Below are 20,940 nucleotides of genomic sequence, written 5' to 3' on the forward strand. Positions count from 1 at the left end.
CAACAAACTAGACACACTATTGAGTTGACAAACAACACACCACATCAGAACCCTCACCGGGCCCCAGATCGGAAGTTCGTGTCGCTCGCTCCGGAGACCTTCTCGGTCCTGCCGTGGAGCAACTTCTTCAGCTTAGTTCCGCTTCGTTCGGCGTGTCAACTTGACTCTGCAAGCCGATCATCCGTTCCAGCGGGAACCAGGTAACCGTAGCATGAACGAGGTCCGAACGACTCGGGCTGATCTTTGCTGGTCACCACCGCGGTCGGGCTGCCCTTCGGCGTCCTGCCGCGGCGACTCGGAACACAATACACACGAGCCGGGACCCGCGCAAAACGCTGATCCCGGCTCGAGGCTGTCCGGTCCGTACCGTACCCGCCGGCCCGCGACGGAGGTGTTGCGACTGGTCAGCGGGTGAAGGTCACCGCCGCGAGGTTCTTCTTGCCCCGGCGCAGCAGGGTGAACCGGCCGTGGAGCCGGGCCTCGGGACCCACCACGGTGTCCTCCCCCGAGAGCTTGCTGTCGTTGACGGACACCCCGCCCTCCTTGAGCGTGCGGCGCGCGGCGGACTTGGAGTCGCAGAGTCCCGTGGCCACCAGGAGGTCCACCACGGTGTACTCGGACGCCCGGTCCACCGTGACGCCCGGCAGCGCATCCGCCACCGCGGCCAGGGTGGCTTCGTCGAGGTCCGCGAAGGAGCCCTTGCCGAACACGGCCGCGGAGGCGTCGGCGGCCTGCCAGGTGGACTCGGCCCCGTGCACCAGGGTGTTGACGTCCGCCGCGAGCACGCGCTGCGCCTCACGGCGGTGCGGCTGCTCGCGGGTGAGCCGTTCGAGCTCAGCGATCTCCTCCCTGGTGCGGAAGGTGAACACCTTGAGTCGGTCCACCACGTCCGCGTCCGCGGTGTTGAGCCAGAACTGGTAGAAGACGTACGGCGAGGTGAGTTCCGGGTTCAGCCAGATCGCATTGCCCTCGGACTTGCCGAACTTGGTGCCGTCCGAGTTGGTGATCAGCGGCGTGCCGATGGCGTGCACCGCCGCGCCCTCGGTCTTGCGCACCAGGTCCGTGCCGGAGGTCAGGTTGCCCCACTGGTCCGAGCCACCCGTCTGCAGGGTGCAGCCGTACTCCCGGTACAGGTTCAGGTAGTCCAGCCCCTGCAGGATCTGGTAGCTGAACTCGGTGTAGGAGATGCCCTCCTCCGAGTTCAGCCGCTTGGCCACGATCTCCTTCTTGATCATGGTGCCCACGCGGAAGTTCTTGCCGATGTCCCGCAGGAAGTCGATGGCCGACAGCCTGGACGTCCAGTCCAGGTTGTTCACCATGCGCGCCGGGTTCTCCCCGTCGAAGGAGAGGAACCGCTGGACCTGTTCACGCAGCAGGTCCACCCACTGCGCCACGGTCTCGCGGGAGTTGAGCACGCGCTCCGAGGTCTGCCGGGGATCACCGATCAGCCCGGTGGAACCACCCACCAGACCAATGGGGTGGTGGCCCGCGAGCTGCAGCCGCCGCAGCAGCAGCAGCTGCACCAGGTGGCCCAGATGCAGGGAGGACGCGGTGGGATCGAAGCCGCAGTAGTAGGTGATGGGCTCACCGTCCAGCGCCTCCCGTAGGGCCTCGGGGTCCGTGGACACCTGGACGAGGCCGCGCCAGGTCAGCTCCTCCCACAGGGAGGCGAACGAGGGATCGTTGTGCTGCGTGCTGAGATCGGTGGTTGCCACGGGGATCAACTTATCAGCCCGGGTGCACCGGGCTGCTCGGCGGCGGCGTCGAGACCGGCCGGCATGCCGTGGGCTCCCACGAGGTAGAGCCGCTGGGTGGGGCGGGTCATGGCCACGTAGAGGTTTCCCGGTCCGCCGGCGGGATCCGCCGCGATCCTGCGGGGTTCCACGACCACCACGGAGTCGAACTCCAGGCCCTTGGCGTCCCACGGCGTGAGGATCATGATCCGCCGGTCCAGGCTCCGCATGCCCGCGGCCACCATGCCCGGGTGCGCACGGTCCAGGGCCGGTGCCACGGATGCCAGCAGGTCGCCCGGGCACACGACTCCCACGAGCCCACCCGCGAGGCGTTCGAGCTCCTCCCCCACGCGCGCCACCACGGCGTCGGTGAGCCCCACCCCGGAGGCCACCTCCACGACCACCGGCGGCTCGCCGTCGCGCACGGCCGTGGGGTCGGACACGGTGAGGCCCGCCGCGCGCGCGACCCGTGCCGCGGCGTCGGCGATCGGCTGGGGCGTGCGGTAGTTGACCGTGAGCTCCTCGAGCGCGAAGCGCTCCCCGACGAACGGTTCCAGCGCCTCCTGCCACGTGGCCGACGCCGCGGCGCTGCCGGCCTGGGCGATGTCTCCGACCACCGTGAAGGACTTCAGGGGGCAGCGGCGCATGAGCACGCGCCACTGCATGGGCGAGAGCTCCTGCGCCTCGTCCACCACCACGTGCCCGTACGCCCACGTGCGGTCGGACGACGCCGCCTCGGCCGCCGTCACACGGTGCGGCGCCTCGGCGTTGAACGCCGTGAGCTGCTCCACCGTGACCACGCCCTGCGCACCGATGTCCTCGAAGCCCTCGGCCATGGCCTCCAGGGCCTTCTGCGCCGACTCCTGGGCCTTGCGATCCTCGAGGGAGCGGTCACCGCGCACCTTGATGCCCGCGGACTCGAAGTCACCGAGCAACTCCGCGGCCTCGTCCAGCAGGGCGACGTCCGCGACCGTGAGGGGCGCATCCGCGGGCCGCAGCAGTCGGGAGACCTGCTCGTCCGTGAGGTCCGGGGCGGCCGAGCGCAGGTAGTGCTCCTTGGCGAACAGCTGGGACACGAGCTGCTGGGGCGTCAGCGGCAGCCACAGCAGGTTGAGCGCCACACGGACCTCCCGGGACTGCCGCAGATCCTCCCTGAGGTACGAGCGGTCCATGCTGGAGCCGGACTTCTCGTTGAGCTCCTCCCCCAGTGTCTGCGCGAGCTCCTTGACGACGACCTTCACGAAGGTCTCGCGCGCCTCGTTGTGCGGCTTGCCCGTGGCGCGCGCCCGCTCCCGGGCCCGGCTGACCAGCGAGCGCGAGAGCTTCACGCGGTGACCGTCCACATCGAGCCACTGACCCTTCTCGGGCACCTTCTGACGGTCCGCGACCGCGCGGGCGATGACATCCACCATGTGCAGCCCGGACTTCCAGCGCGCCACCCACGGATCGGTCTCCACCGTGCCGTGGACACCCGGGTACAGGTCCGCGAGCGAGGACATCACCACGCCGGTCTCCCCCAGGGCCGGCAGGACGCGTTCGATGTACCAGAGGAAGGAGGCGGACGGGCCCACGATCAGCACACCGGACTTGGCCAGCCGTTCGCGGTGCTCGTACAGCAGGAACGCCGCGCGGTGCAGGGCCACGGCGGTCTTGCCGGTGCCGGGCCCGCCCTGGACCACGCGCACACCCGACAGCGGCGCCCGGATGATCCGGTCCTGTTCAGCCTGGATGGTGGCCACGATGTCCGTCATGCGGCCCGTGCGCTCCGAGTTCAGGGCGGCGATCAGGGCCCCCTCGCCGTGCACCACGTCGGTGTCCGCGACGCCCGACGGGTCGAAGACGTCGTCCTCGAGGGCCGTGACGTCGCGGCTGTCCATGATGAGGTGGCGGCGGCGCACCAGATCCATGGGGCTCGCCGCGGTGGCCTGGTAGAACGCGCCGGCCTCGCGGGCGCGCCAGTCCAGGACGAGACGCTCGTGGTCCTCGGTGGCCAGCCCCAGGCGCCCCACGTAGTGCCGGTCCCCGTCCGTGGTGTCCAGGCGGCCGAAAACGAGCCGTTCGTCCACCGAGTTCAGTTGCGCCAGCCGGTCCTCGTAGTAGGTGGCGAAGGCGTCCCGTTCGGAGCGGGCCTGGTGACCTCCCCCGAACTGGGTGGTCCGGACCCTGCGCAGCTCCCGGTCACTGGATGCCCGCAGCTCGTCCAGCCGGTGGTACGCCCGGGAGACGTACTGCTGCTCCAGATCCAGCTGCCGGGCCTCTCCCACGGATGCGGACTCCTCCACGCACTTCACCTCACGCACACTGCCGACGAAGCCGGTTGCGCAACCGGCGATCGACAATCCTACCGCGCGCGCGGACCGGGGACGCCGCTCACACGCGCAGCAGGGCGCGCACGCGGTGCCCGCCGAGCTGCGCGCGACCGCGCAGTGCCGTGAGCTCCATGATCACGCCGAAACCGGCCACGTTGTAGCCGCCGCGGGTGAGCAGGGACGCCGCGGCACCCAGCGTGCCCCCGGTGGCCAGGACGTCGTCGAGCACCAGCACCCGCGAGCCCCGCGGGGCGTCGTCGGTGTGGATCTCCAGGGTGCCCGTGCCGTACTCCAGGTTGTAGGACTGGGAGATGGTCTCGCGGGGCAGCTTGCCGGCCTTGCGCACGGGAATGATGCCCGCGCCGGAGGCGTAGGCCACGGCCGCAGCGATCATGAAGCCGCGGGCCTCCACGCCGGCCACGCAGTCGTACTGGCCCGAGAAGGCGTCCGCGAGTGCGTCCACGGTGCGGTGGAACCCGGGACCGTCCGCGAACAGCGGTGTGAGGTCGCGGAAGAGCACCCCCGGTTCCGGGTGGTCCGGGATCTTGGCGCACAACCGGTCGATCATCTGTTCAACGGATTCACTCACCCGCTCATGGTATCCGCCGGGCGCGGGCGCTTCCCGCGTGCGCGCTACCGCGTCCGGCGCTTCTTCACCGTGGCCCTGCGGTAGGGGGAGACCGTGGGATCCGACGCCAGTGCGAAGCGCCACGGGAACGCGTTCGTGCCGCCCTCCCCGGAGACGCCCGTCCGGGCGGTCACCACGACGCCGCCCGGGGCCTGCTCGGGGCGGACGAGTCCCGTCCACGCGTCACCGGTCCCCTCAGCGAGCGCCTCCCGCGCCCGGGCCGCGGGATCGACCGCGCGGCCGAGGTCGAGGAGGTCGGCGCCGTCCTCGTCCCGGTCCAGTCCCAGGGCCTGCGCCACGTTGCCCGGTCCGCGCGCGAGCGCCGCCGCCGCGGGTTGCGAGCTGCGGTTCGCGAGCCGACGCCGCAGGGCCGCGTCCGCACCCAGGACCACTTCACCCGAGCGGATCAGGATCCCCCCGCCCGTGCCCTCGGGGCGGCACACGAAGTTCACGGCGTGGTGCAGCCCGTACGTGAAGTAGACGTAGATGTGGCCCGGAGGGCCGAACATGGACGCGTTGCGGGCGGTGCGTCCCCGGTAGGTGTGGGCCCCGGGGTCCGGCAGGTCGGAACCGCGCTGACCCCCGTAGGCCTCGAGCTCCGTGAGGCGCAGGGCCACGGTGCCGCCCGGTCGGGCGCACACGAGCACCGAGCCCAGGAGGCGGGGGGCGACGTCGGGCGCGGGTGCCAGCAGCAGTTCGCGCAGCGGTGCGGTCACGAGACGACGGGTTCGCGGGTCTCGAAGGCGGAGAGCTGCGCGAGCTGCCGCTCGAGTTCCGCGAGCTGCCGGGCCACGGCATCCGGGGCGGTGCCGCCCTGGGAGCTGCGGGAGGCCAGCGAACCCTGGACCGTGAGGACCTCCCGGACCCCGGGGGTGAGGTTTTCGGAGATCGCGGCGAACTGCTCGTCCGTGAGGTCCCACAGCTCGCTGCCGTGCTCCTCGCAGAACCGCACGGCCGCACCCGAGATCTCGTGGGCCTCACGGAACGGGACCCCCTGGCGCACGAGCCACTCGGCCACGTCCGTGGCGAGCGCGAAACCCTGCGGAGCGAGCTCGGCCAGGCGCTCCGTGTGGAACTCGAGAGTAGCCATCATCCCGGCGACCGCGGGCAGCAGCACCTCGAGCTGGTCGATCGCGTCGAAGACCGGCTCCTTGTCCTCCTGCAGGTCGCGGTTGTAGGCGAGCGGCAGGCCCTTGAGCGCGGCCAGCAGACCCGTGAGGTCCCCGATCAGCCGACCGGCCTTGCCGCGCGCCAGCTCGGCGACGTCCGGGTTCTTCTTCTGGGGCATGATCGAGGAGCCCGTGGAGAAGGCGTCGTCCAGCGTGACGAACGAGAACTCCTTGGTGGCCCACGTGGTGACCTCCTCGCTCATGCGGGAGACGTCCACCGCGGCCATGGCGCACACCCACGCGAACTCGGCGTAGACGTCCCGCGAGGCGGTGCCGTCGATCGAGTTGTACACCGCGGAGTCGAATCCCAGTTCGGAGGCGACCGCGTTCGGGTCCAGGCCCAGCGAGGAGCCCGCGAGCGCTCCGGAGCCGTAGGGCGAGACGGCCGCGCGGCGGTCCCAGTCCACGAGCCGCTGCACGTCCCGCAGCACCGCCCACGCGTGGGCCAGCAGGTGGTGGGACAGCAGCACGGGCTGGGCGTGCTGCAGGTGGGTGCGCCCCGGCATGGGCGCGTTCGGGTGACGCCGCGCCTGGGCGATCAAAGCGCGCACCACGTCCAGCAGGTTGCGGGCGACGATCGAGGCGTGGTCCCGCAGGTACATCCGCCCGAGCGTGGCGATCTGGTCGTTGCGGGAGCGCCCGGCGCGCAGCTTGCCGCCCAGCCGGGCACCGGCGCGCTCGATGAGCCCGCGCTCGAGGCAGCCGTGGACGTCCTCGTCCGACGGCGCGGGGGCGTACGCGCCGCTGCGCACGTCCGCCTCGAGCCGGTCCAGGGCGTCGATCATCGCGGTCAGCTCGTCCGCGTCCAGCAGCCCCGCGGTGTGCAGCACCCTCGCGTGGGCGCGGGAGCCCGCGATGTCGTACGGCGCCAAACGCCAGTCGAACTGGGTGGAGCGGCTCAGCTCGGCGAGCGCGTCCGCCGGTCCCCCGGCGAAGCGGCCACCCCACAGGGCGCCCTCGTTGGTTCCGTGCTGCTCGTGCTGGGCCATGGTGCTCCTCGCTGACGTGTGCTAGGTGGTGCGTGGGCGGGTCGTTCGCGCGCGGGCCCTGTGGGGCCCGGGGACGACGCCGCCCGGCGTGGTGAACGGCCGGGCTCCAGTCCAGGTGCCCGGCCGTCACGGTCCGCCGTGGTGGCGGGTTGGCCGCAGTGCCCTGCGGCCCTGGGGATCAGTTCCCGGCGAGTCCCTGCTCGCGGCGGGACGCGACCTTGGAGGACATGCCGAAAAGCTCGATGAAGCCACGGGCATTGGACTGGTCGAAGGAGTCGCCCTCGTCGTAGGTGGCCAGGTTGAAGTCGTACAGCCCGGTGTCCGAGCGCCGCCCGGTCACGGTGGCGCGGCCCCCGTGCAGCTCCATGCGGATGTCGCCGTTGACGTACTTCTGCGTGTCCTCGATGAAGACGTCCAGGGACTTCTTCAGCGGGGAGAACCACTGGCCGTCGTACACGAGCTCGGTCCAGCGCTGACCCACGGTCTTCTTGAAGCGGGCCTGCTCGCGCTCGACCGTCACGTTCTCGAGCTCCCGGTGCGCGGCGATCAGCGCCATGGCACCGGGGGCCTCGTAGATCTCGCGGGACTTGATGCCCACGAGGCGGTCCTCCACGATGTCGATCCGGCCGACGCCCTGCGCACCGGCGCGCCGGTTCATCTCCTGGATGGCCTGCAGCGGGGAGACGGGCTTGCCGTCGAGCGCCACCGGCGCGCCCTTCTCGAACGTGATGACCACCTCGTCCGCGCCGGGCGGGAAGGTGGGATCGTCCGTGTAGTCGTACACGTCCTTGGTGGGACCGTTCCAGATGTCCTCCAGGAAGCCGGTCTCCACGGCACGACCCCACACGTTCTGGTCGATCGAGAACGGGTTCTTCTTGGTGGTGGCGATGGGGAGGTCGTTCTTCTCCGCGTAGGAGATGGCCTTCTCACGGGTCAGCGCGAGGTCCCGCACCGGGGCGATGCACTTGAGGTGCGGCCCGAGCGTCTGGATGCCCACCTCGAAGCGGACCTGGTCGTTGCCCTTGCCCGTGCAGCCGTGCGCCACCGTGGTGGCGCCGAACTGCTGGGCGGCCGCGACCAGGTGCTTGACGATCACCGGGCGGGACACCGCGGAGACCAGCGGGTAGGAGTCCATGTACAGGCCGTTGGCCTTCAGCGCCGGCATGCAGTACTCGCTCGCGAACTCGTCGCGGGCGTCCGCGACGTACGCCTCCACGGCGCCGCAGTCCAGGGCGCGGCGACGGATCGTCTCGAGGTCCTCACCGCCCTGTCCCACGTCCACCGCCACCGCGATGACCTCGGCGCCGGTGGCCTCACCGATCCATCCGATGGCCACGGACGTGTCCAGTCCGCCCGAGTAGGCCAATACAACCCGATCGCTCACGGGGGTTCTCCTCACACTGCTCTACGACAACACTGATCGCACGGGTCGTGCCCGCATCTCATGCATGACTATACACGCCAATCAGTATTTATGCATCGAGCGTGAGTTCGCGCTTGAGGATCTTGCCCGTGGGCCCCTTGGGCAGCTCGTCCGTGAGGCGGTAGATGCGGGGGTACTTGTACTTCGCCACCCGCTCCTGCACGAACGCATCCAGCTCCTGCGTGAGCGCCTCGCGGTCCTTGGACTCCAGGACACCGGACTCGAACACCACCACGGCGCCCACCTCCTCGCCGTGCTTCTCGCTCGGGACGCCCACCACGGCGGCCTCGACCACCCCTGGGAACTGGTAGATGACCTCCTCGATCTCGCGGGGGTATACATTGTAGCCCCCGCGCAGGATCATGTCCTTCTTGCGGTCCACGATGAAGAACGCGCCGTCCTCGTCCTCGCGGGCCATGTCACCCGTGTGGAACCAGCCGCCGCGCATGGCCTGCTCGGTGGCATCGGGCTTGTTCCAGTAGCCCTTCATGATGTACTGGCCGCGCACCACGAGCTCCCCCACCTCGTTGGTGGGGACCTCGTTGTCGTCCCCGTCCACCACGCGCAGCTGCGCCCCGCGCACCGCGGTGCCGATCGACCCCGGCTTGCGGACGTCGCCCGGCTGGTTGAAGCACACCACCGGGGAGGTCTCGGACAGGCCGTAGCCCTCGAACACCGTGGTGCCGAAGACCTTCTCGAACTTGGTCATGACCTCCACGGGCATCGAGGAACCGCCGGAGACACCCGCGCGCAGGTCGATCCCCTCGACGACCCGGGCATCCTGACCCGCCTGGTGCAGCAGTGCCACGTACATGGTGGGCACCCCGGCGAAGATCGTGACCCGGTCCCGGCGCAGGATCTCGAGCGCCTTGGCCGGGTGGAAGCGCGGCAGCAGCGTCACGGCCGCACCGCTGTGGATCACACCGTTGAGCGCCACGGTCTGGCCGAAGACGTGGAAGAACGGGAGCCCCCCGAACATCACGTCCCCGTGGTGCAGGTCGAACAGCTCGCCGGAGACCTCGGCGTTCGTGCGCAGGTTGCTGTGGGTCAGCTCGGCGCCCTTGGGGCGGCCGGTGGTGCCGGAGGTGTAGAGCAGCACGGCGGTGTCGGAGTCCTCGCGCGCCACCACCTCGGTGTCCGGCTCCACGGACTGCAGGTGGCCCACGGTCCCGCGAGCACTGATGGGCAGGACGCGCAGACCCTCGACCTCCTCGGCGGCCTTCTGGCTCGCCTCGGCCATGTCCTCCCAGGCCAGCACGAACGTGGCCCCGGAGTCCTGGAAGTGGTAGCTGAGCTCCCGCGGGGTCAGCAGCGGGTTCAGCGGCACCACGATGCCGCCGGCGCGCAGGATCGCGTAGTAGAGGACGGCCATGTGGGGCACGTTGGGCAGCACGAGCGCCACCCGGTCCCCCGGGCGGATGCCGTTCGACTTGAGCAGGGCGGCACCTCGCGCGGAGAGGTCGTCCAGCTGCCCGTAGGTCATGTGCAGGTCATCGAGGATGACCGCGGGTGCGGACCCGTACTGGGTGGCCGAGGTGGTGAGCAGTGTGGCCAGATTGGTCATGGATCCTCCAGGATCAGGTGTGAGTTCTAACACATGATACTGCCCGTATCGGGTATCCGAGTCAAACCTCGCCGTGAGCGCGCACCCGTCGTGGGACACTGGACGGGACCGGCCCGTCGTCGCCCCCGGAGCGTGACGAGCGCCGCCCGAACACCCAGCAGCCGGCCCACCGAGGGGTGGGCCACCCGTGCCGAAGGATGTCCCGTGACCAACCCGCACCACGAATCCCAGACCCCCCAGTTCACCGACGAGGAGCTCGCCTACGTGGCCTCCCTGTTCGACGCCGCGCGCAACGGCGACACGCAGCTGCTCGCGTCCGCCGTCGCGGCCGGGGTCCCCGTCAACCTCACCAACGACAAGGGCGACACCCTGCTGAACCTGGCCGCGTACCAGGAGCGTGAGGAGACCGTGGCCATGCTGCTCGCGCACGGCGCGGACACCGAGCGCGTGAGCGACATGGGCTTCACCGCCCTGGTGTGCGGTGTGTTCCGGGGCAACGAGGCGATCACCCGCGCGCTGCTCGAGGCCGGTGCCGGCCAGGCCACGGGCCACCAGCACGCGCAGGAGGTCGCGCGCGTCTTCGGGCAGCAGCACCTGCTTCCGCTGCTCGAGGAGTTCGAGCGGCCCGGCGCCTGAGGCCCGGCATCGCCCTGGCCGCTCAGCGCGCCAGGTCCAGGAATTTCCGGGCCAGGGCCTCGCCGCCCTGCGGATCGCGGCTGACCACCATGATGGTGTCGTCCCCGGCGATGCTGCCGAGGATCTCCGGCGTGACGGAGTGGTCGATCGCCGAGGCGAAGTACTGCGCCGCACCCGGCGGTGTCCGCAGGATCACCAGGTTCGCGCTGCCCTCGGCGGTCACGAGCAGTTCCCGGCACAGCGCCCCCAGCCGGGCCTCCGTGCTCTCGCGGGTGATGCCGCTGGCCGGGGACCTGTCCACGCCGGCACGGGGCATCGCGTAGACCATCCCGCCGTTCGCGGAGCGCACCCGGACCGCCTCGAGCTCCACGAGGTCCCGGGACAGCGTGGCCTGGGTGACCTGGATGCCGTCCGCGGCGAGCAGCTCCGCGAGCTCCGCCTGGGAGTGGACGTCCCCGCCGGTCACGAGGTCCAGGATGCGTGCCTGCCGCGCCGTCTTGGTTGTGGGGATGCTCATCGGGTCCCCTCCCGCCGCAGGGCCGCCGGGAGGTCCGCGGACAGCCCCGAGGAGTCCAGCAGGAAGGTCAGCAGCGCCTTCTGGACGTGCAGCCGGTTCTCGGCCTCGTCCCACACGAGCGACGCCGGTCCGTCGATGACCTCCGCGGCGACCTCCAGACCGCGGTGGGCCGGGAGGCAGTGCAGGAACACGGCGTCGTCCGCGGCGAGTGCCATGGCCTCGGAGGTCACGGCGTACGGCCGGAAGATCTCCGTGCGCTCGGCCTTCTCGCTCTCCTGCCCCATGGACACCCAGGTGTCTGTGACGACGGCGTCCGCGCCCGCGAGCGCCTCGCGCGCGTCCGTGGTGACCAGCACCGACCCGCCCGTGCTCCCGGCGCGCTCGCGCGCGGCGGCCACGACGTCCGCGCGCGGCAGGTACCCCTCGGGGCCGGCGATCCGCACGTGCATCCCGGCGGTCGCGCAGCCGAGCAGGTAGGAGTTCGCCATGTTGTTGGCGGCGTCCCCGAGGTACACGAGCGTGCGCCCGGAGACCTCCCCGACGTGTTCGCGCAGGGTCAGCAGGTCCGCGAGGATCTGGCACGGGTGGTAGTCGTCGGACAGCGCGTTGACCACGGGGACGTCGCTGTACCGTGCCATCTCCACCAGCCCGGACTGTGCGTAGGTGCGCCACACCACTGCCGCGAGCATGCGGGAGAACACGCGTGCGCTGTCCGCCACGGTCTCCTTGTGCCCCAGCTGCGACTCGCCGGGGTTGATGATCAGCGGGGTGCCGCCCAGATCGCTCACACCGGTCGCGAACGAGACGCGGGTGCGGGTGGAGGTCTTGTCGAAGAGCACGCCCACGGTCTGGGGACCCGCGAGCGGGCGACGGGAGAAGCGGTCCGCCTTCAGGGCGGCGGCGAGGTCCAGGACGCTCGCCTGCTCCTCGGGGGTGAGGTCGGTGTCGACCAGGAAGTGACGCGGCACGAGGGGTTCTCCTTCGGGTGCGGGACGGGGTCCCGGTGCGGGACCGGGGTTTCAGGCGCGGCGGACCCGGGACAGCAGGCCGGGCAGCGCGTCCGCGAACGTGTCGACCTCCGCTGTGGTGATGACCAGCGGCGGTGCCAGCCGCACCGTGGCCGGGCCCGTGGCGTTGATGATGAACCCGGCGGACCGGGCGGCGGCGACGAGCCGCTGGGCCACGGCGTCGTCGGGATCCTGCTGGGCGAGGTCCATGCCGAGGAGCAAGCCGTGCTGACGCACCTCGACGACGCCCGGGGCCGTGCGCAGCCGGGCGGCGAGGTGCTCGCCCACGGTGCGCGCGTTCGCGAGCAGGTTCTCGTTCTCGATGGTCGTCACGGTGGCGAGACCCGCGGCCGCGGCCAGCGGGTTGCCGCCGAACGTGGTCCCGTGCTGGCCCGTGCCGAGCAGCCCGGAGACCTCCGGGCCCGCGGTGAGCATGGCCCCGATCGGGAAGCCGCCGCCGAGCCCCTTGGCGAACGTCACCGCGTCCGGGAACTCGCCGGCGGGCAGCTGGGCCGTGCTCGCGAGCCACGCACCGGTGCGCCCCATGCCGGACTGCACCTCGTCCACGACCAGCAGCGCGCCGCACTCCCTGGTGAGTTCCCGGGCGCGGGCGAGGAAACCCTCCGGCAGGCCCCGGACCCCGGCCTCTCCCTGCACCGGCTCCACGACGACCGCGGAGACGGTGTCGTCCAGCTCCGTCTCGAGAGCCCCCACGGTGGCCGGGAGGTGCGTGACGCCGCCGGGCAGCGGCTCGAACGGGGCCCGGTAGGCCTCCTTGGCGGTGAGCGCGAGCGAGCCCATGGTGCGGCCGTGGAACGCGTGCTCCAGGGCGAGCACCCGCTCCCGCGGGCGGCCCTGCGCATCGGGGTGGGCACGGCCGTGACGGCGGGCGAGCTTGAAGGCGGCCTCGTTCGCCTCCGAGCCGGAGTTCGCGAAGAAGACGTGGGAGCCCTCGGGCGCGCCCGTGACCGCCAGCATCCTGTGCGCCAGCGCGATGCTCTGCGGGGAGGTGAACAGGTTGGAGATGTGCGCGAGCGTTCCCGCCTGCTCGGCCACCGCCTCCACCCACGCCGGGTGCGCGTAGCCCAGTGCGTTGACCGCGATGCCCGCGAGCAGGTCCAGGTAGCGGGTGCCATCCGCGTCCGTGACGTGGCACCCCTGCCCCGAGACGAGCACGAGGGCGGGGTCCCCGAACACCCCCAGGAGGTTGTTCCTGTAGTCGTCCAGCAGTTCTGCGGTGTGGCTCATGTCTGATCGTCTCCGTCCGGTGTGACCTCTGTTCCGATGCCGGTGTCCGTGAAGATCTCCAGCAGGGACGAGTGCTCGCAGCGCCCGTCCACGATGCTCGCGCGCGGCACCCCGCCCTCCACGGCGCGCAGGGCGGCCCGCATCTTGGGGATCATCCCCGACTCCAGGGAGGGCAGCATCTCCCGCAGCTCCGTCGCGCAGAGCGAGGAGATCAGGGAGGAGCGGTCCGGCCAGTCCGCGTAGAGCCCCTCGACGTCCGTGAGTGCCACGAACTTCTCCGCGCCCAGGGCCACCGCGACCTCCGCGGCGGCCGTGTCCGCGTTGACGTTGAGGACCTGACCCGTGAGCGCGCCGAGGCCCGCGGCGGCGTCGTCCGTGTCCGCGAGCTCGGGCGCGATCGACGCGATGACGGGAATCTTGCCGATGTCCAGCAGCTGCTCCACCGCGAGCGTGTTGACCCGCGTGACCGTGCCCACGAGGCCGAGGTCCAGCGGGGCGCCGTCGGAGCCCGTGCGCACGCGCCGCGCCTGCAGCAGCCCCGCGTCCTCCCCGGACATCCCCACCGCGTAGGGGCCGTGGGCGTTGATCAGACCCACGAGCTCGCGGCCCACCTGGCCCGTGAGCACCATGCGGATCACGCTCATGGCCTCCTCCGAGGTGACGCGCAGCCCGTCCCGGAACTCGGAGTGGATGCCCAGGGAGTCGAGCATCGTGCTGATCTGCGGGCCGCCGCCGTGGACCACCACCGGGCGGATGCCCACGTGGCGCAGGAACACGATGTCCTCCGCGAACGCACGGCGCAGCCGGTCGTTGATCATGGCGTTGCCGCCGTACTTGAAGACCATGGTGGAGCCCGCGTAGCGCTGGATCCAGGGCAGGGCCTCCATCAGGGTCTCCGCCTTGGAGCGGGCGGTCTGGTACCGGGTGCTGTCGCTGAGTCGTGTCATGGTGGGCGCGCTAGCTCGAGTAGGCGCTGTTCTCCTCGACGTAGTCGTGGGTGAGGTCGTTGGTCCACACGGTGGCCCGCTGCTCGCCGGTCTTCAGGTCGATCTCGATGTCCACCGCGCGCGACGCCGCGAGGTCCACGTTCTCGCGCGGGTCCCCGATGCAGCCGTTGCGGCACACGGTGACGCCGTTGATGGTGACGTCGATCCGGTCCGGGTCGAACCGGGCCTGCGTGGTGCCCACCGCGGAGAGCACGCGGCCCCAGTTGGGGTCGTTGCCGAACACCGCGGTCTTGAGCAGGTTGGAGCGGGCGACGGTGCGGGAGACGTCCTCCGCCTCGGTCTCCGTGGCCGCGCCCACCGTGGTGATCGCGATGTCGTGGGAGGCACCCTCCGCGTCCGTGATCAGCTGCTGCGCGAGGCTGTGGCACACCGCGGTCAGGGCGCGGGTGAACTCCCCCTGCCCGGGTGTCCGTCCCGAGGCACCGGAGGACATCAGCACCACGGTGTCGTTGGTGGACATGCAGCCGTCCGAGTCCGTGCGGTTGAAGGTCACGCGGCAGGCCTCCCGCAGAGCGGCGTCGAGCGCGTCCGGAGCCAGCACGGCGTCCGTGGTGAGCACCACGAGCATCGTGGCGAGCCCCGGGGCGAGCATCCCCGCACCCTTGGCCATGCCGCCCACGCTCCAGCCGCCGGCACGGACGCACGCCTGCTTGGGCACCGTGTCCGTGGTCATGATCGCCTCGGCCGCGGCGCGTCCTGCCGCCTGTCCCCCGGCGAGCGCCGCCACCGCGTCCGGCACGCCGCGGCGCACCACGTCCATGGGCAGCTGCTCCCCGATCAGTCCCGTGGAGCACACGAGCACGTCCCCGGCTCCGATGTCCAGACCCTGCGCCACGAGCTCCGCGGTGGCGTGGGCGTTCTGGAAGCCCTCCGGGCCCGTGCACGCGTTGGCGCCGCCCGAGTTGAGGACCACGGCCCGGGCGGTGCCCTGCCGGACCACCTCGCGGGACCAGTGCACGGGGGCGGCGGCCACGCGGTTGGAGGTGAACTGGGCGGCGGCGGCGAACTCCGGCCCGGTGTTGACCACCAGGGCGAGGTCAGCGCCGCCGGACTTCTTGAACCCCGCCTCCACGCCGGCGGCGGTGAAGCCCGCGGCGGCGCACACCCCGGCGGCGGTGGTCACGGGGATCTCGGGGACGGGGTCGTGGGAGGTCATCTGTGTCCGTTCTCCTGGGTCGAGTGGTGGGCGGGGCGGGTCAGCCGGAGGGTCTCGGTGCTCTGCGCGCTGGGGGTCCGGCGCCCCGCGGGACGTCGTCCGGGCCGGGTGCGGGGGCCGCTGCGCGCCGGCTCACGGGGCGATGCCCTGGCCGCCCAGTCCCATGGTCTCCGGCAGACCCAGGGCCAGGTTGAGGGACTGCACCGCGCCCCCGGCGGTGCCCTTGGTGAGGTTGTCGATCACCGAGCTCACCACCAGCCGCCCCGCGTGCGGGTCCACCGCGAGCTGCAGGGCGGCGTGGTTCGAGCCCAGCACGGACTGGGTGGTGGGCCACTGCCCCTCGGGGAGCAGGTGCACGAAGGGTTCGTCACCGTAGGCCGCGTGGTACGCCTCCCGGACCCGCCGCTCGTCCACGCCGGGACGCAGCACGGCGGTGGCCGTGGTGAGGATGCCCCGCGGCATGGGTGCCAGCGTGGGTGTGAAGGAGAGGGACACGTCCCGGCCCCCCGCCCACGCCAGGCCCTGTTCGATCTCAGGGGTGTGCCGGTGCCCGCCGCCCACGCCGTAGGGGGACATGGACCCCATTGTCTCCGCGCCGAGCAGGTGCGGTTTCACGGCCTTGCCCGCACCGGAGGTCCCGGAGGCCGAGACGATCACGATGTCCCGCGGTTCCACGAGACCGGCCGCGAGCGCGGGGGCCAGCGCCAGCAGCGAACCCGTGGGATAGCACCCCGGTACCGCGATCCGGGTGGCACCCGGCAGGGTTTCGCGCTGCGTGCGCCCGCTCGGGTCCACGATCAGCTCGGGCAGCCCGTACGGCCAGGCACCCGCGTGCTCGGAGCCGTAGAACGCCTCCCACGCGCGGGCGGACTCGAGGCGGTGGTCCGCGCCGGCGTCGACCACCACGGTCTCCGGGGGCAGCTGGGCGGCCACACCCGCGGACTGCCCGTGGGGCAGGGCCAGGAACACGACGTCGTGCCCCGCGAGGTTCTCCGCAGTGGTGTCCACGACCTCCCGGCCCGCGAGCTCGTGCAGGTGCGGCTGCAGCGCTCCCAGGCGCTGCCCGGCGGAGGAGTGCGCGGTCACCGTGGCGATCTCGATCTCCGGGTGCCCGCACAGCAGGCGCAGCACCTCGCCACCCGCGTATCCGGTGGCTCCTGAAACGGCGGCGGTGTAGGTCATGCCACCAGCATAGCGCATGGATATGCATACCACTCAATATTTATTCATGCAGCGGTCCGGGGGCGGGCTCCCCCGCCTTGCCGCGCCCGCCCCCGGCGCGTGAGACTGGCCGGGAGGGCGACGCCCACGCCGTCGCACACGAGCAAGGAGCAGCAGCCATGACCCACAACACGATGCAGGCGGTCGTCGTCGAGCAGGCGGGCGGACCCGAGGCGCTGCGCGTCCGAGACCTGTCCGTTCCCGAGCCCGGGGCCCGTGAGGTGCTCGTACGAGCGGAGGCCACCGGGGTCAACTTCATCGAGACGTACCAGCGCTCGGGCGTGTACCCGGTGTCCTTCCCGTTCACCCCCGGTGCCGAGGGCTGCGGCGAGGTCGTGGCCGTGGGATCGGAGGTCACCGAGGTGTCCGTGGGGCAGCGCGTGGCCACCGCGGAGGCCGCGCGCACCTACGCCCAATTCTTCACGGTGGAAGCCGCCAGGGCCCTGCCCGTTCCCGCGGGGATGTCCGCCCACACGGCGGCCGCACTTCCCCTGCAGGGGCTCACGGCGCACTACCTGGTGCGCTCCACGTTCGAGCTCGCGCCGCACCACACGGCCGTGGTCACCGCGGCCTCCGGTGGCGTGGGCGGGCTGGCCGTCCAGCTCATGAAGCGCATCGGCGCCACGGTGATTGCCCTGACCTCCACTCCGGAGAAGGCGGAGACCGCGCGTGAGCTGGGTGCGGACCACGTGCTGCCCTACGAGGACTTCGCCGAGCGGGTCCGCGAGCTCACGGGCGGCGCCGGTGCGGACGTGGTCTACGACTCCGTGGGCCGGGCCACCTTCGACGAGTCCCTGCGGGCCACCCGCGTCCGCGGCACCACCGTGCTCTTCGGCGGCGCGTCCGGGCAGGTCCCCCTGTTCGACCTGCAGCGCCTCAACGGCGCCGGCTCGCTCTACGTCACCCGGCCGTCCCTCGCGCACTACGTGCGCGATGCCCGCGAGCGCTCGTGGCGCTGGACGGAGCTGACCGACGCCGTGGCCGCCGGGGACCTCACGGTGCGGGTGGGCGGCACCTATCCCCTCGACGACGCCGCCGCGGCGCACCGCGATCTCGAGTCCCGCAGCACCCAGGGGAAGCTGCTGCTCGTGCAGTGACTCCCCCGGGTCGCTTCTGGGCCCCGGGGAAACGGTGTGCGCGGGGTCAGACGCCCGCGCGCACCCCGCGGTGCACCCGGCGCACACCCCATGCGGTGAGGGCGATGCAGGCCAGCGCGCCCACCCCCAGGGCCACGGCCTTGGTGCGCTGGCCGGTCACCGTGGAATCGGTGACTCCCTCCGCGCCGTAGCTGCCGGGCACGTCGGTCTCCACGACCGTCAGCTTCCCGTCCTGCACGGCCACCAGGGCGTCCACCTCGTGCGGGAAGTCGCCGTCCTGGGCCCCGGTCTGCGTGCCGCGGAACGTGATCTGATCGCCCTCGGCCTTCTTCACGGGATCGTTGAGCCGGTTGTCGAACGGGTGCTCGGCCACCAGGTGGTTGCGGGGCATGACCCCGGCGTAGATGCCGTTGTAGTCCTGGGTGACCAGGTCCTTGGTGAGGGTCTGGTACTTCCCGGACACCACCATCGACTCCCCCGCCCAGTCCTGCAGGTGCGCGGCCGTGCCGAACGCGAGCGCGGACAGCAGACCGAGCACGAGCGTGAGGACCGCCCCCAGCAGCACCATGAGCACGATCAGCCAGCCCCGGGAACCGGCCGGGCGGTCCTCCTGCTGCTCGTGGAAGTCGATCAGTTCCCGGGGGTCGTTGCTCACGGTGCTCCTTGACGAGGGGTCGGGTTCTAGCTGCGGATCTCGGCGCCGTGCTCCCGGTGCGCTGCCGCCACGGCGTTCTGCCGCGCCTGCGAGGCCTCGTCCGCGGTGAGCGTGCGGTCCTCGGCGCGGAAGCGCAGGGCCACGGCCACGGACTTCTTGCCCTCGGGGATGCCCGTGCCCGTGTACACGTCGAAGACCTCCGCGGCCTCGAGCAGCTCACCGGCTCCGCGGCGCACCGTGTCCAGCAGCCGGGCGGCGGGCACATCCCGGTCCACCACCAGCGCCACGTCCTGTGTGGCGGGCGGGTAGCCCGAGATCGGCTGCGCGGTCACCGCTGCGGGCTCGTGGTCCAGCAGCGCCGAGAGGTCGATCTCCACGGCGCACGTGCGCTCCGGCAGTCCCTGGGCCGCCACGAGCTTGGGGTGCAGCTCCCCGGCGACGCCGATCGCGGTCCCGTCCGGCGTGCGAACCTCCGCGGTGCGACCCGGGTGGAACGCGCCGTGGCGGCCCTGCACGACCGTCAGCTCCACTCCCACGCTGCTCGCCGCGAGCACCGCGACGTCCAGGGCGTCCTGCCAGTCGTGCTCGCGCGGTGCCACCCACGGACCCGCGGCGGCGTCGCGCCCCGTGAGCACCGCGGCGAGCTTGCGCGGCTGGCGGGGCACGGCGGCGTCGAGCCGCTCGAGCTCCGGTGCCGTGGGACGCACGCCCAACGGGGGGATCGGCCGGGTGTCCGCGGTGTAGCCCTCGGCCAGGAACACGTGGCCGATCTCGTACAGCACGAGGTCACGGAAGCCGCGCGAGTGGTTTCGCCTGAGCACCTCCAGCAGACCCGGGAGGATGCTGACCCGCAGCATGGGCTGCGCCTCGCTGATGGGGTTGGCCAGCTTGACGGAGGGCACGTGCGAGCCGTCCGCACTGCCCCAGAGGTCGTTGTCCGCCTGGGACACGAACGGGTAGCTCAGCACCTCGGTGAGCCCCGCGGACGCCAGGGTGTCGGCCACGCGGCGCCGGGCGGTCTGCGAGCGCGTGAAACCGCGTCCGGGCGGGGCCACGGGCAGCCGGTCCGGGATCCTGTCGTAGCCGTCCAGGCGGGCGATCTCCTCGACGAGGTCCTCCTTGTCCAGCAGGTCCGGGCGCCACGACGGGGGGACGACCGTCCACCCGTCGACGGTCTCCGAGACCTCGGCGCCGATCGCCGTCAGCGCGCGCTCCACGGCCTCCGGGGAGTAGTCCACGCCCACGCGGGCGGTGGGGTACCCGGCGGGCAGGTCGATCGCCGCGGGACGGTCCGTGTGGTCCACGTCCGTGACCCGACCGGTGTCCGTGCCCCCGGCCAGCGCAACGAGCAGGTCCACCACGCGCTGCGCGGCGACCGGTGCGAGCTGCGGGTCCACGCCGCGCTCGTAGCGCTTGGACGCCTCCGACGGCAGCTTGTGGCGCCGGGCGGTGCGCGCGATCGAGACCTCGTCGAAGCGTGCGGCCTCCACGAGGATGCGCGTGGTGGACTCCCCCACCTCGGTGGCGGCGCCTCCCATGACGCCCGCGAGCCCGACGGCGCCGGACTCGTCCGCGATCACGAGGTCCTCGGCGTCCAGCGTGCGGTCCCTGCCGTCCAGCGTGGTGAGCGTCTCGCCCGCGTTCGCACGCCGCACGGTGATCCCACCCCGCAGGGTGTCCGCGTCGTAGGTGTGGATGGGTTGGCCGTACTCGAGCATCACGTAGTTGGAGATGTCCACGGGCAGGCTCACGGAGCGGATGCCCGCCAGCCGCAGCCGGGACGCCAGCCACGGCGGGGTGGGTCGGGACGGGTCCACGCCCTCCACCACGCGCACCGCGAACCGGTTGCTGCCGGCGCGGCCGCGGATGGGAGCGGCGTCGTCGATCCTGACCGGGAAGCCGTCCCCGGTGGCCGCGGGCACGGTGGGCGCCAGTTCCGCCACGGGATCCGTGAAGGGGGCGCGCACCGCGTGGCAGTATTCGCGGGCGATGCCGCGCAGCGAGAAGGCGTAGCCGCGGTCCGGGGTCACGTTGACCTCCGCTGCGGAGTCGTACAGTCCCAGCAGCGCCATGGCGTCGGAGCCGATCTCCGGATCCAGCCCGAGCCGCGAGAGCACGAGGATGCCGTCGTGGTCCTCGCCAATGCCGAGCTCGCGCACCGAGGCGATCATGCCGGCCGAGGTGTGTCCGTAGGTCTTGCGTGCCGAGATCCGGAAGTCACCGGGCAGCACGGCGCCCGGCAGGGTGACCACCACCTTGTCCCCCACCGAGAAGTTGTGGGCACCGCAGATGATGCCCTGCACGCCGGAGGGGTCGATGCCCGGTCCCGTGAGCGTCTGCTCCTGCCCCTCGGGGACCACGCGCACGGAGCACCAGTTCACGGTCTTGCCGTTGGAGTGGGTCTCGGGCTCCATGGTGAGCACCTGGCCCACCACGATAGGCCCGGACAGGGAGTCGGTGGGACGGTGGACGCCCTCCTCCTCGAGACCGACCCGGACCAGGGTGGCCAGGACGTCCTCGGCGGTAGCGTCCTCGGGAACGGGCGCGTACTCGCGCAGCCATGACAGGGGAATACGCATGC

General features: G+C 71.7%; 17 protein-coding genes. 2 read left to right on the plus strand and 15 right to left on the minus strand.

Annotated elements, in window-relative coordinates; translation table 11 throughout:
• Window positions 1-404: 404 nt before the first annotated feature.
• The 7 genes from tyrS to C1C97_RS11245 all read right to left on the minus strand — a co-directional run bounded on the left by tyrS (window position 405) and on the right by C1C97_RS11245 (window position 9,815).
• Complete coding sequence (tyrS, locus tag C1C97_RS11215; RefSeq protein ID WP_121031912.1) at window positions 405-1,715, minus strand: tyrosine--tRNA ligase; 1,311 nt, start codon at window positions 1,713-1,715, stop codon at window positions 405-407.
• A 5-nt stretch (window positions 1,716-1,720) separates the two neighbouring features.
• A complete protein-coding gene (locus C1C97_RS11220; protein ID WP_121031914.1) occupies window positions 1,721-4,033 on the minus strand; it encodes a HelD family protein in 2,313 nt (770 codons plus the stop codon).
• A 70-nt stretch (window positions 4,034-4,103) separates the two neighbouring features.
• Window positions 4,104-4,631, minus strand: coding sequence for an adenine phosphoribosyltransferase (locus tag C1C97_RS11225; RefSeq protein WP_110920002.1), 528 nt, complete (start codon window positions 4,629-4,631; stop codon window positions 4,104-4,106).
• 44 nt (window positions 4,632-4,675) lie between these two features.
• Window positions 4,676-5,386 (minus strand): DNA-3-methyladenine glycosylase, encoded by a 711-nt coding sequence (locus C1C97_RS11230; RefSeq protein ID WP_121031916.1) that lies wholly within the window; start codon window positions 5,384-5,386, stop codon window positions 4,676-4,678.
• Window positions 5,383-6,828, minus strand: a complete 1,446-nt coding sequence (argH, locus tag C1C97_RS11235; protein ID WP_121031918.1) for an argininosuccinate lyase — start codon at window positions 6,826-6,828, stop codon at window positions 5,383-5,385. The genes C1C97_RS11230 and argH overlap by 4 nt, the downstream gene beginning before the upstream one ends.
• 178 nt (window positions 6,829-7,006) lie before the next feature.
• A complete protein-coding gene (locus tag C1C97_RS11240; protein ID WP_110920005.1) occupies window positions 7,007-8,212 on the minus strand; it encodes an argininosuccinate synthase in 1,206 nt (401 codons plus the stop codon).
• 88 nt (window positions 8,213-8,300) lie between these two features.
• Window positions 8,301-9,815 (minus strand): long-chain-fatty-acid--CoA ligase, encoded by a 1,515-nt coding sequence (locus C1C97_RS11245; RefSeq protein WP_110920006.1) that lies wholly within the window; start codon window positions 9,813-9,815, stop codon window positions 8,301-8,303.
• 204 nt (window positions 9,816-10,019) lie between these two features.
• On the opposite strand from C1C97_RS11245, the gene C1C97_RS11250 reads away from it, so the two are divergent.
• A complete protein-coding gene (locus C1C97_RS11250; RefSeq protein ID WP_110920007.1) occupies window positions 10,020-10,451 on the plus strand; it encodes an ankyrin repeat domain-containing protein in 432 nt (143 codons plus the stop codon).
• A 22-nt stretch (window positions 10,452-10,473) separates the two neighbouring features.
• Here the strand turns inward: C1C97_RS11250 and C1C97_RS11255 are convergent, their stop codons facing one another.
• The 6 genes from C1C97_RS11255 to argC form a co-directional block, all read right to left on the minus strand.
• Window positions 10,474-10,968, minus strand: a complete 495-nt coding sequence (locus C1C97_RS11255) for an arginine repressor (protein ID WP_121031920.1) — start codon at window positions 10,966-10,968, stop codon at window positions 10,474-10,476.
• On the minus strand, window positions 10,965-11,936 hold the full coding sequence (argF, locus tag C1C97_RS11260) for an ornithine carbamoyltransferase (protein ID WP_121031921.1): 972 nt from the start codon (window positions 11,934-11,936) through the stop codon (window positions 10,965-10,967). The genes C1C97_RS11255 and argF overlap by 4 nt, the downstream gene beginning before the upstream one ends.
• Window positions 11,937-11,987: 51 nt before the next feature.
• Window positions 11,988-13,223 carry an acetylornithine transaminase gene (locus tag C1C97_RS11265; RefSeq protein WP_110920010.1) on the minus strand — a complete coding sequence of 412 codons (1,236 nt, stop codon included), beginning with the start codon at window positions 13,221-13,223 and terminating at the stop codon, window positions 11,988-11,990.
• Window positions 13,220-14,170 carry an acetylglutamate kinase gene (gene argB / locus C1C97_RS11270; RefSeq protein ID WP_110920011.1) on the minus strand — a complete coding sequence of 317 codons (951 nt, stop codon included), beginning with the start codon at window positions 14,168-14,170 and terminating at the stop codon, window positions 13,220-13,222. Before argB ends, C1C97_RS11265 begins: the two co-directional genes overlap by 4 nt.
• Before the next feature lie 10 nt (window positions 14,171-14,180).
• Window positions 14,181-15,386: a bifunctional glutamate N-acetyltransferase/amino-acid acetyltransferase ArgJ gene (argJ, locus tag C1C97_RS11275; protein ID WP_110920012.1), complete on the minus strand. Its 1,206-nt coding sequence runs from the start codon at window positions 15,384-15,386 to the stop codon at window positions 14,181-14,183.
• 132 nt (window positions 15,387-15,518) lie between these two features.
• Entirely contained in the window at window positions 15,519-16,568 is a 1,050-nt protein-coding gene (gene argC / locus C1C97_RS11280) for an N-acetyl-gamma-glutamyl-phosphate reductase (RefSeq protein ID WP_121031923.1), read from the minus strand.
• Between the two features lie 158 nt (window positions 16,569-16,726).
• Between argC and C1C97_RS11285 the strand changes: the two genes are divergently transcribed.
• Window positions 16,727-17,704: a quinone oxidoreductase family protein gene (locus tag C1C97_RS11285; RefSeq protein WP_121031925.1), complete on the plus strand. Its 978-nt coding sequence runs from the start codon at window positions 16,727-16,729 to the stop codon at window positions 17,702-17,704.
• 46 nt (window positions 17,705-17,750) lie between these two features.
• On the opposite strand, the gene C1C97_RS11290 is transcribed toward C1C97_RS11285, so the two are convergent.
• Both C1C97_RS11290 and pheT read right to left on the minus strand, forming a co-directional pair.
• A complete protein-coding gene (locus C1C97_RS11290) occupies window positions 17,751-18,359 on the minus strand; it encodes a hypothetical protein (protein ID WP_121031927.1) in 609 nt (202 codons plus the stop codon).
• Window positions 18,360-18,385: 26 nt separating this feature from the next.
• A complete protein-coding gene (pheT, locus tag C1C97_RS11295) occupies window positions 18,386-20,938 on the minus strand; it encodes a phenylalanine--tRNA ligase subunit beta (RefSeq protein ID WP_121031929.1) in 2,553 nt (850 codons plus the stop codon).
• Between the last annotated feature and the right edge of the window lie 2 nt (window positions 20,939-20,940).

Origin of the sequence: Kocuria tytonis (assembly GCF_003226895.2) — a bacterium.
GTDB lineage: Bacteria > Actinomycetota > Actinomycetes > Actinomycetales > Micrococcaceae > Kocuria > Kocuria tytonis.

Excerpts from the sequence above, each read along its gene's own strand:
- argB (WP_110920011.1), bottom strand. The coding sequence starts at position 14,170 with ATGACACGACTCAGCGACAGCACCCGGTACCAGACCGCCCGCTCCAAG.
- argJ (WP_110920012.1), bottom strand. The coding sequence starts at position 15,386 with ATGACCTCCCACGACCCCGTCCCCGAGATCCCCGTGACCACCGCCGCC.
- C1C97_RS11255 (WP_121031920.1), bottom strand. The coding sequence starts at position 10,968 with ATGAGCATCCCCACAACCAAGACGGCGCGGCAGGCACGCATCCTGGAC.
- C1C97_RS11285 (WP_121031925.1), top strand. The coding sequence starts at position 16,727 with ATGACCCACAACACGATGCAGGCGGTCGTCGTCGAGCAGGCGGGCGGA.
- argC (WP_121031923.1), bottom strand. The coding sequence starts at position 16,568 with ATGACCTACACCGCCGCCGTTTCAGGAGCCACCGGATACGCGGGTGGC.
- C1C97_RS11265 (WP_110920010.1), bottom strand. The coding sequence starts at position 13,223 with ATGAGCCACACCGCAGAACTGCTGGACGACTACAGGAACAACCTCCTG.
- pheT (WP_121031929.1), bottom strand. The coding sequence starts at position 20,938 with ATGCGTATTCCCCTGTCATGGCTGCGCGAGTACGCGCCCGTTCCCGAG.
- argH (WP_121031918.1), bottom strand. The coding sequence starts at position 6,828 with ATGGCCCAGCACGAGCAGCACGGAACCAACGAGGGCGCCCTGTGGGGT.
- C1C97_RS11245 (WP_110920006.1), bottom strand. The coding sequence starts at position 9,815 with ATGACCAATCTGGCCACACTGCTCACCACCTCGGCCACCCAGTACGGG.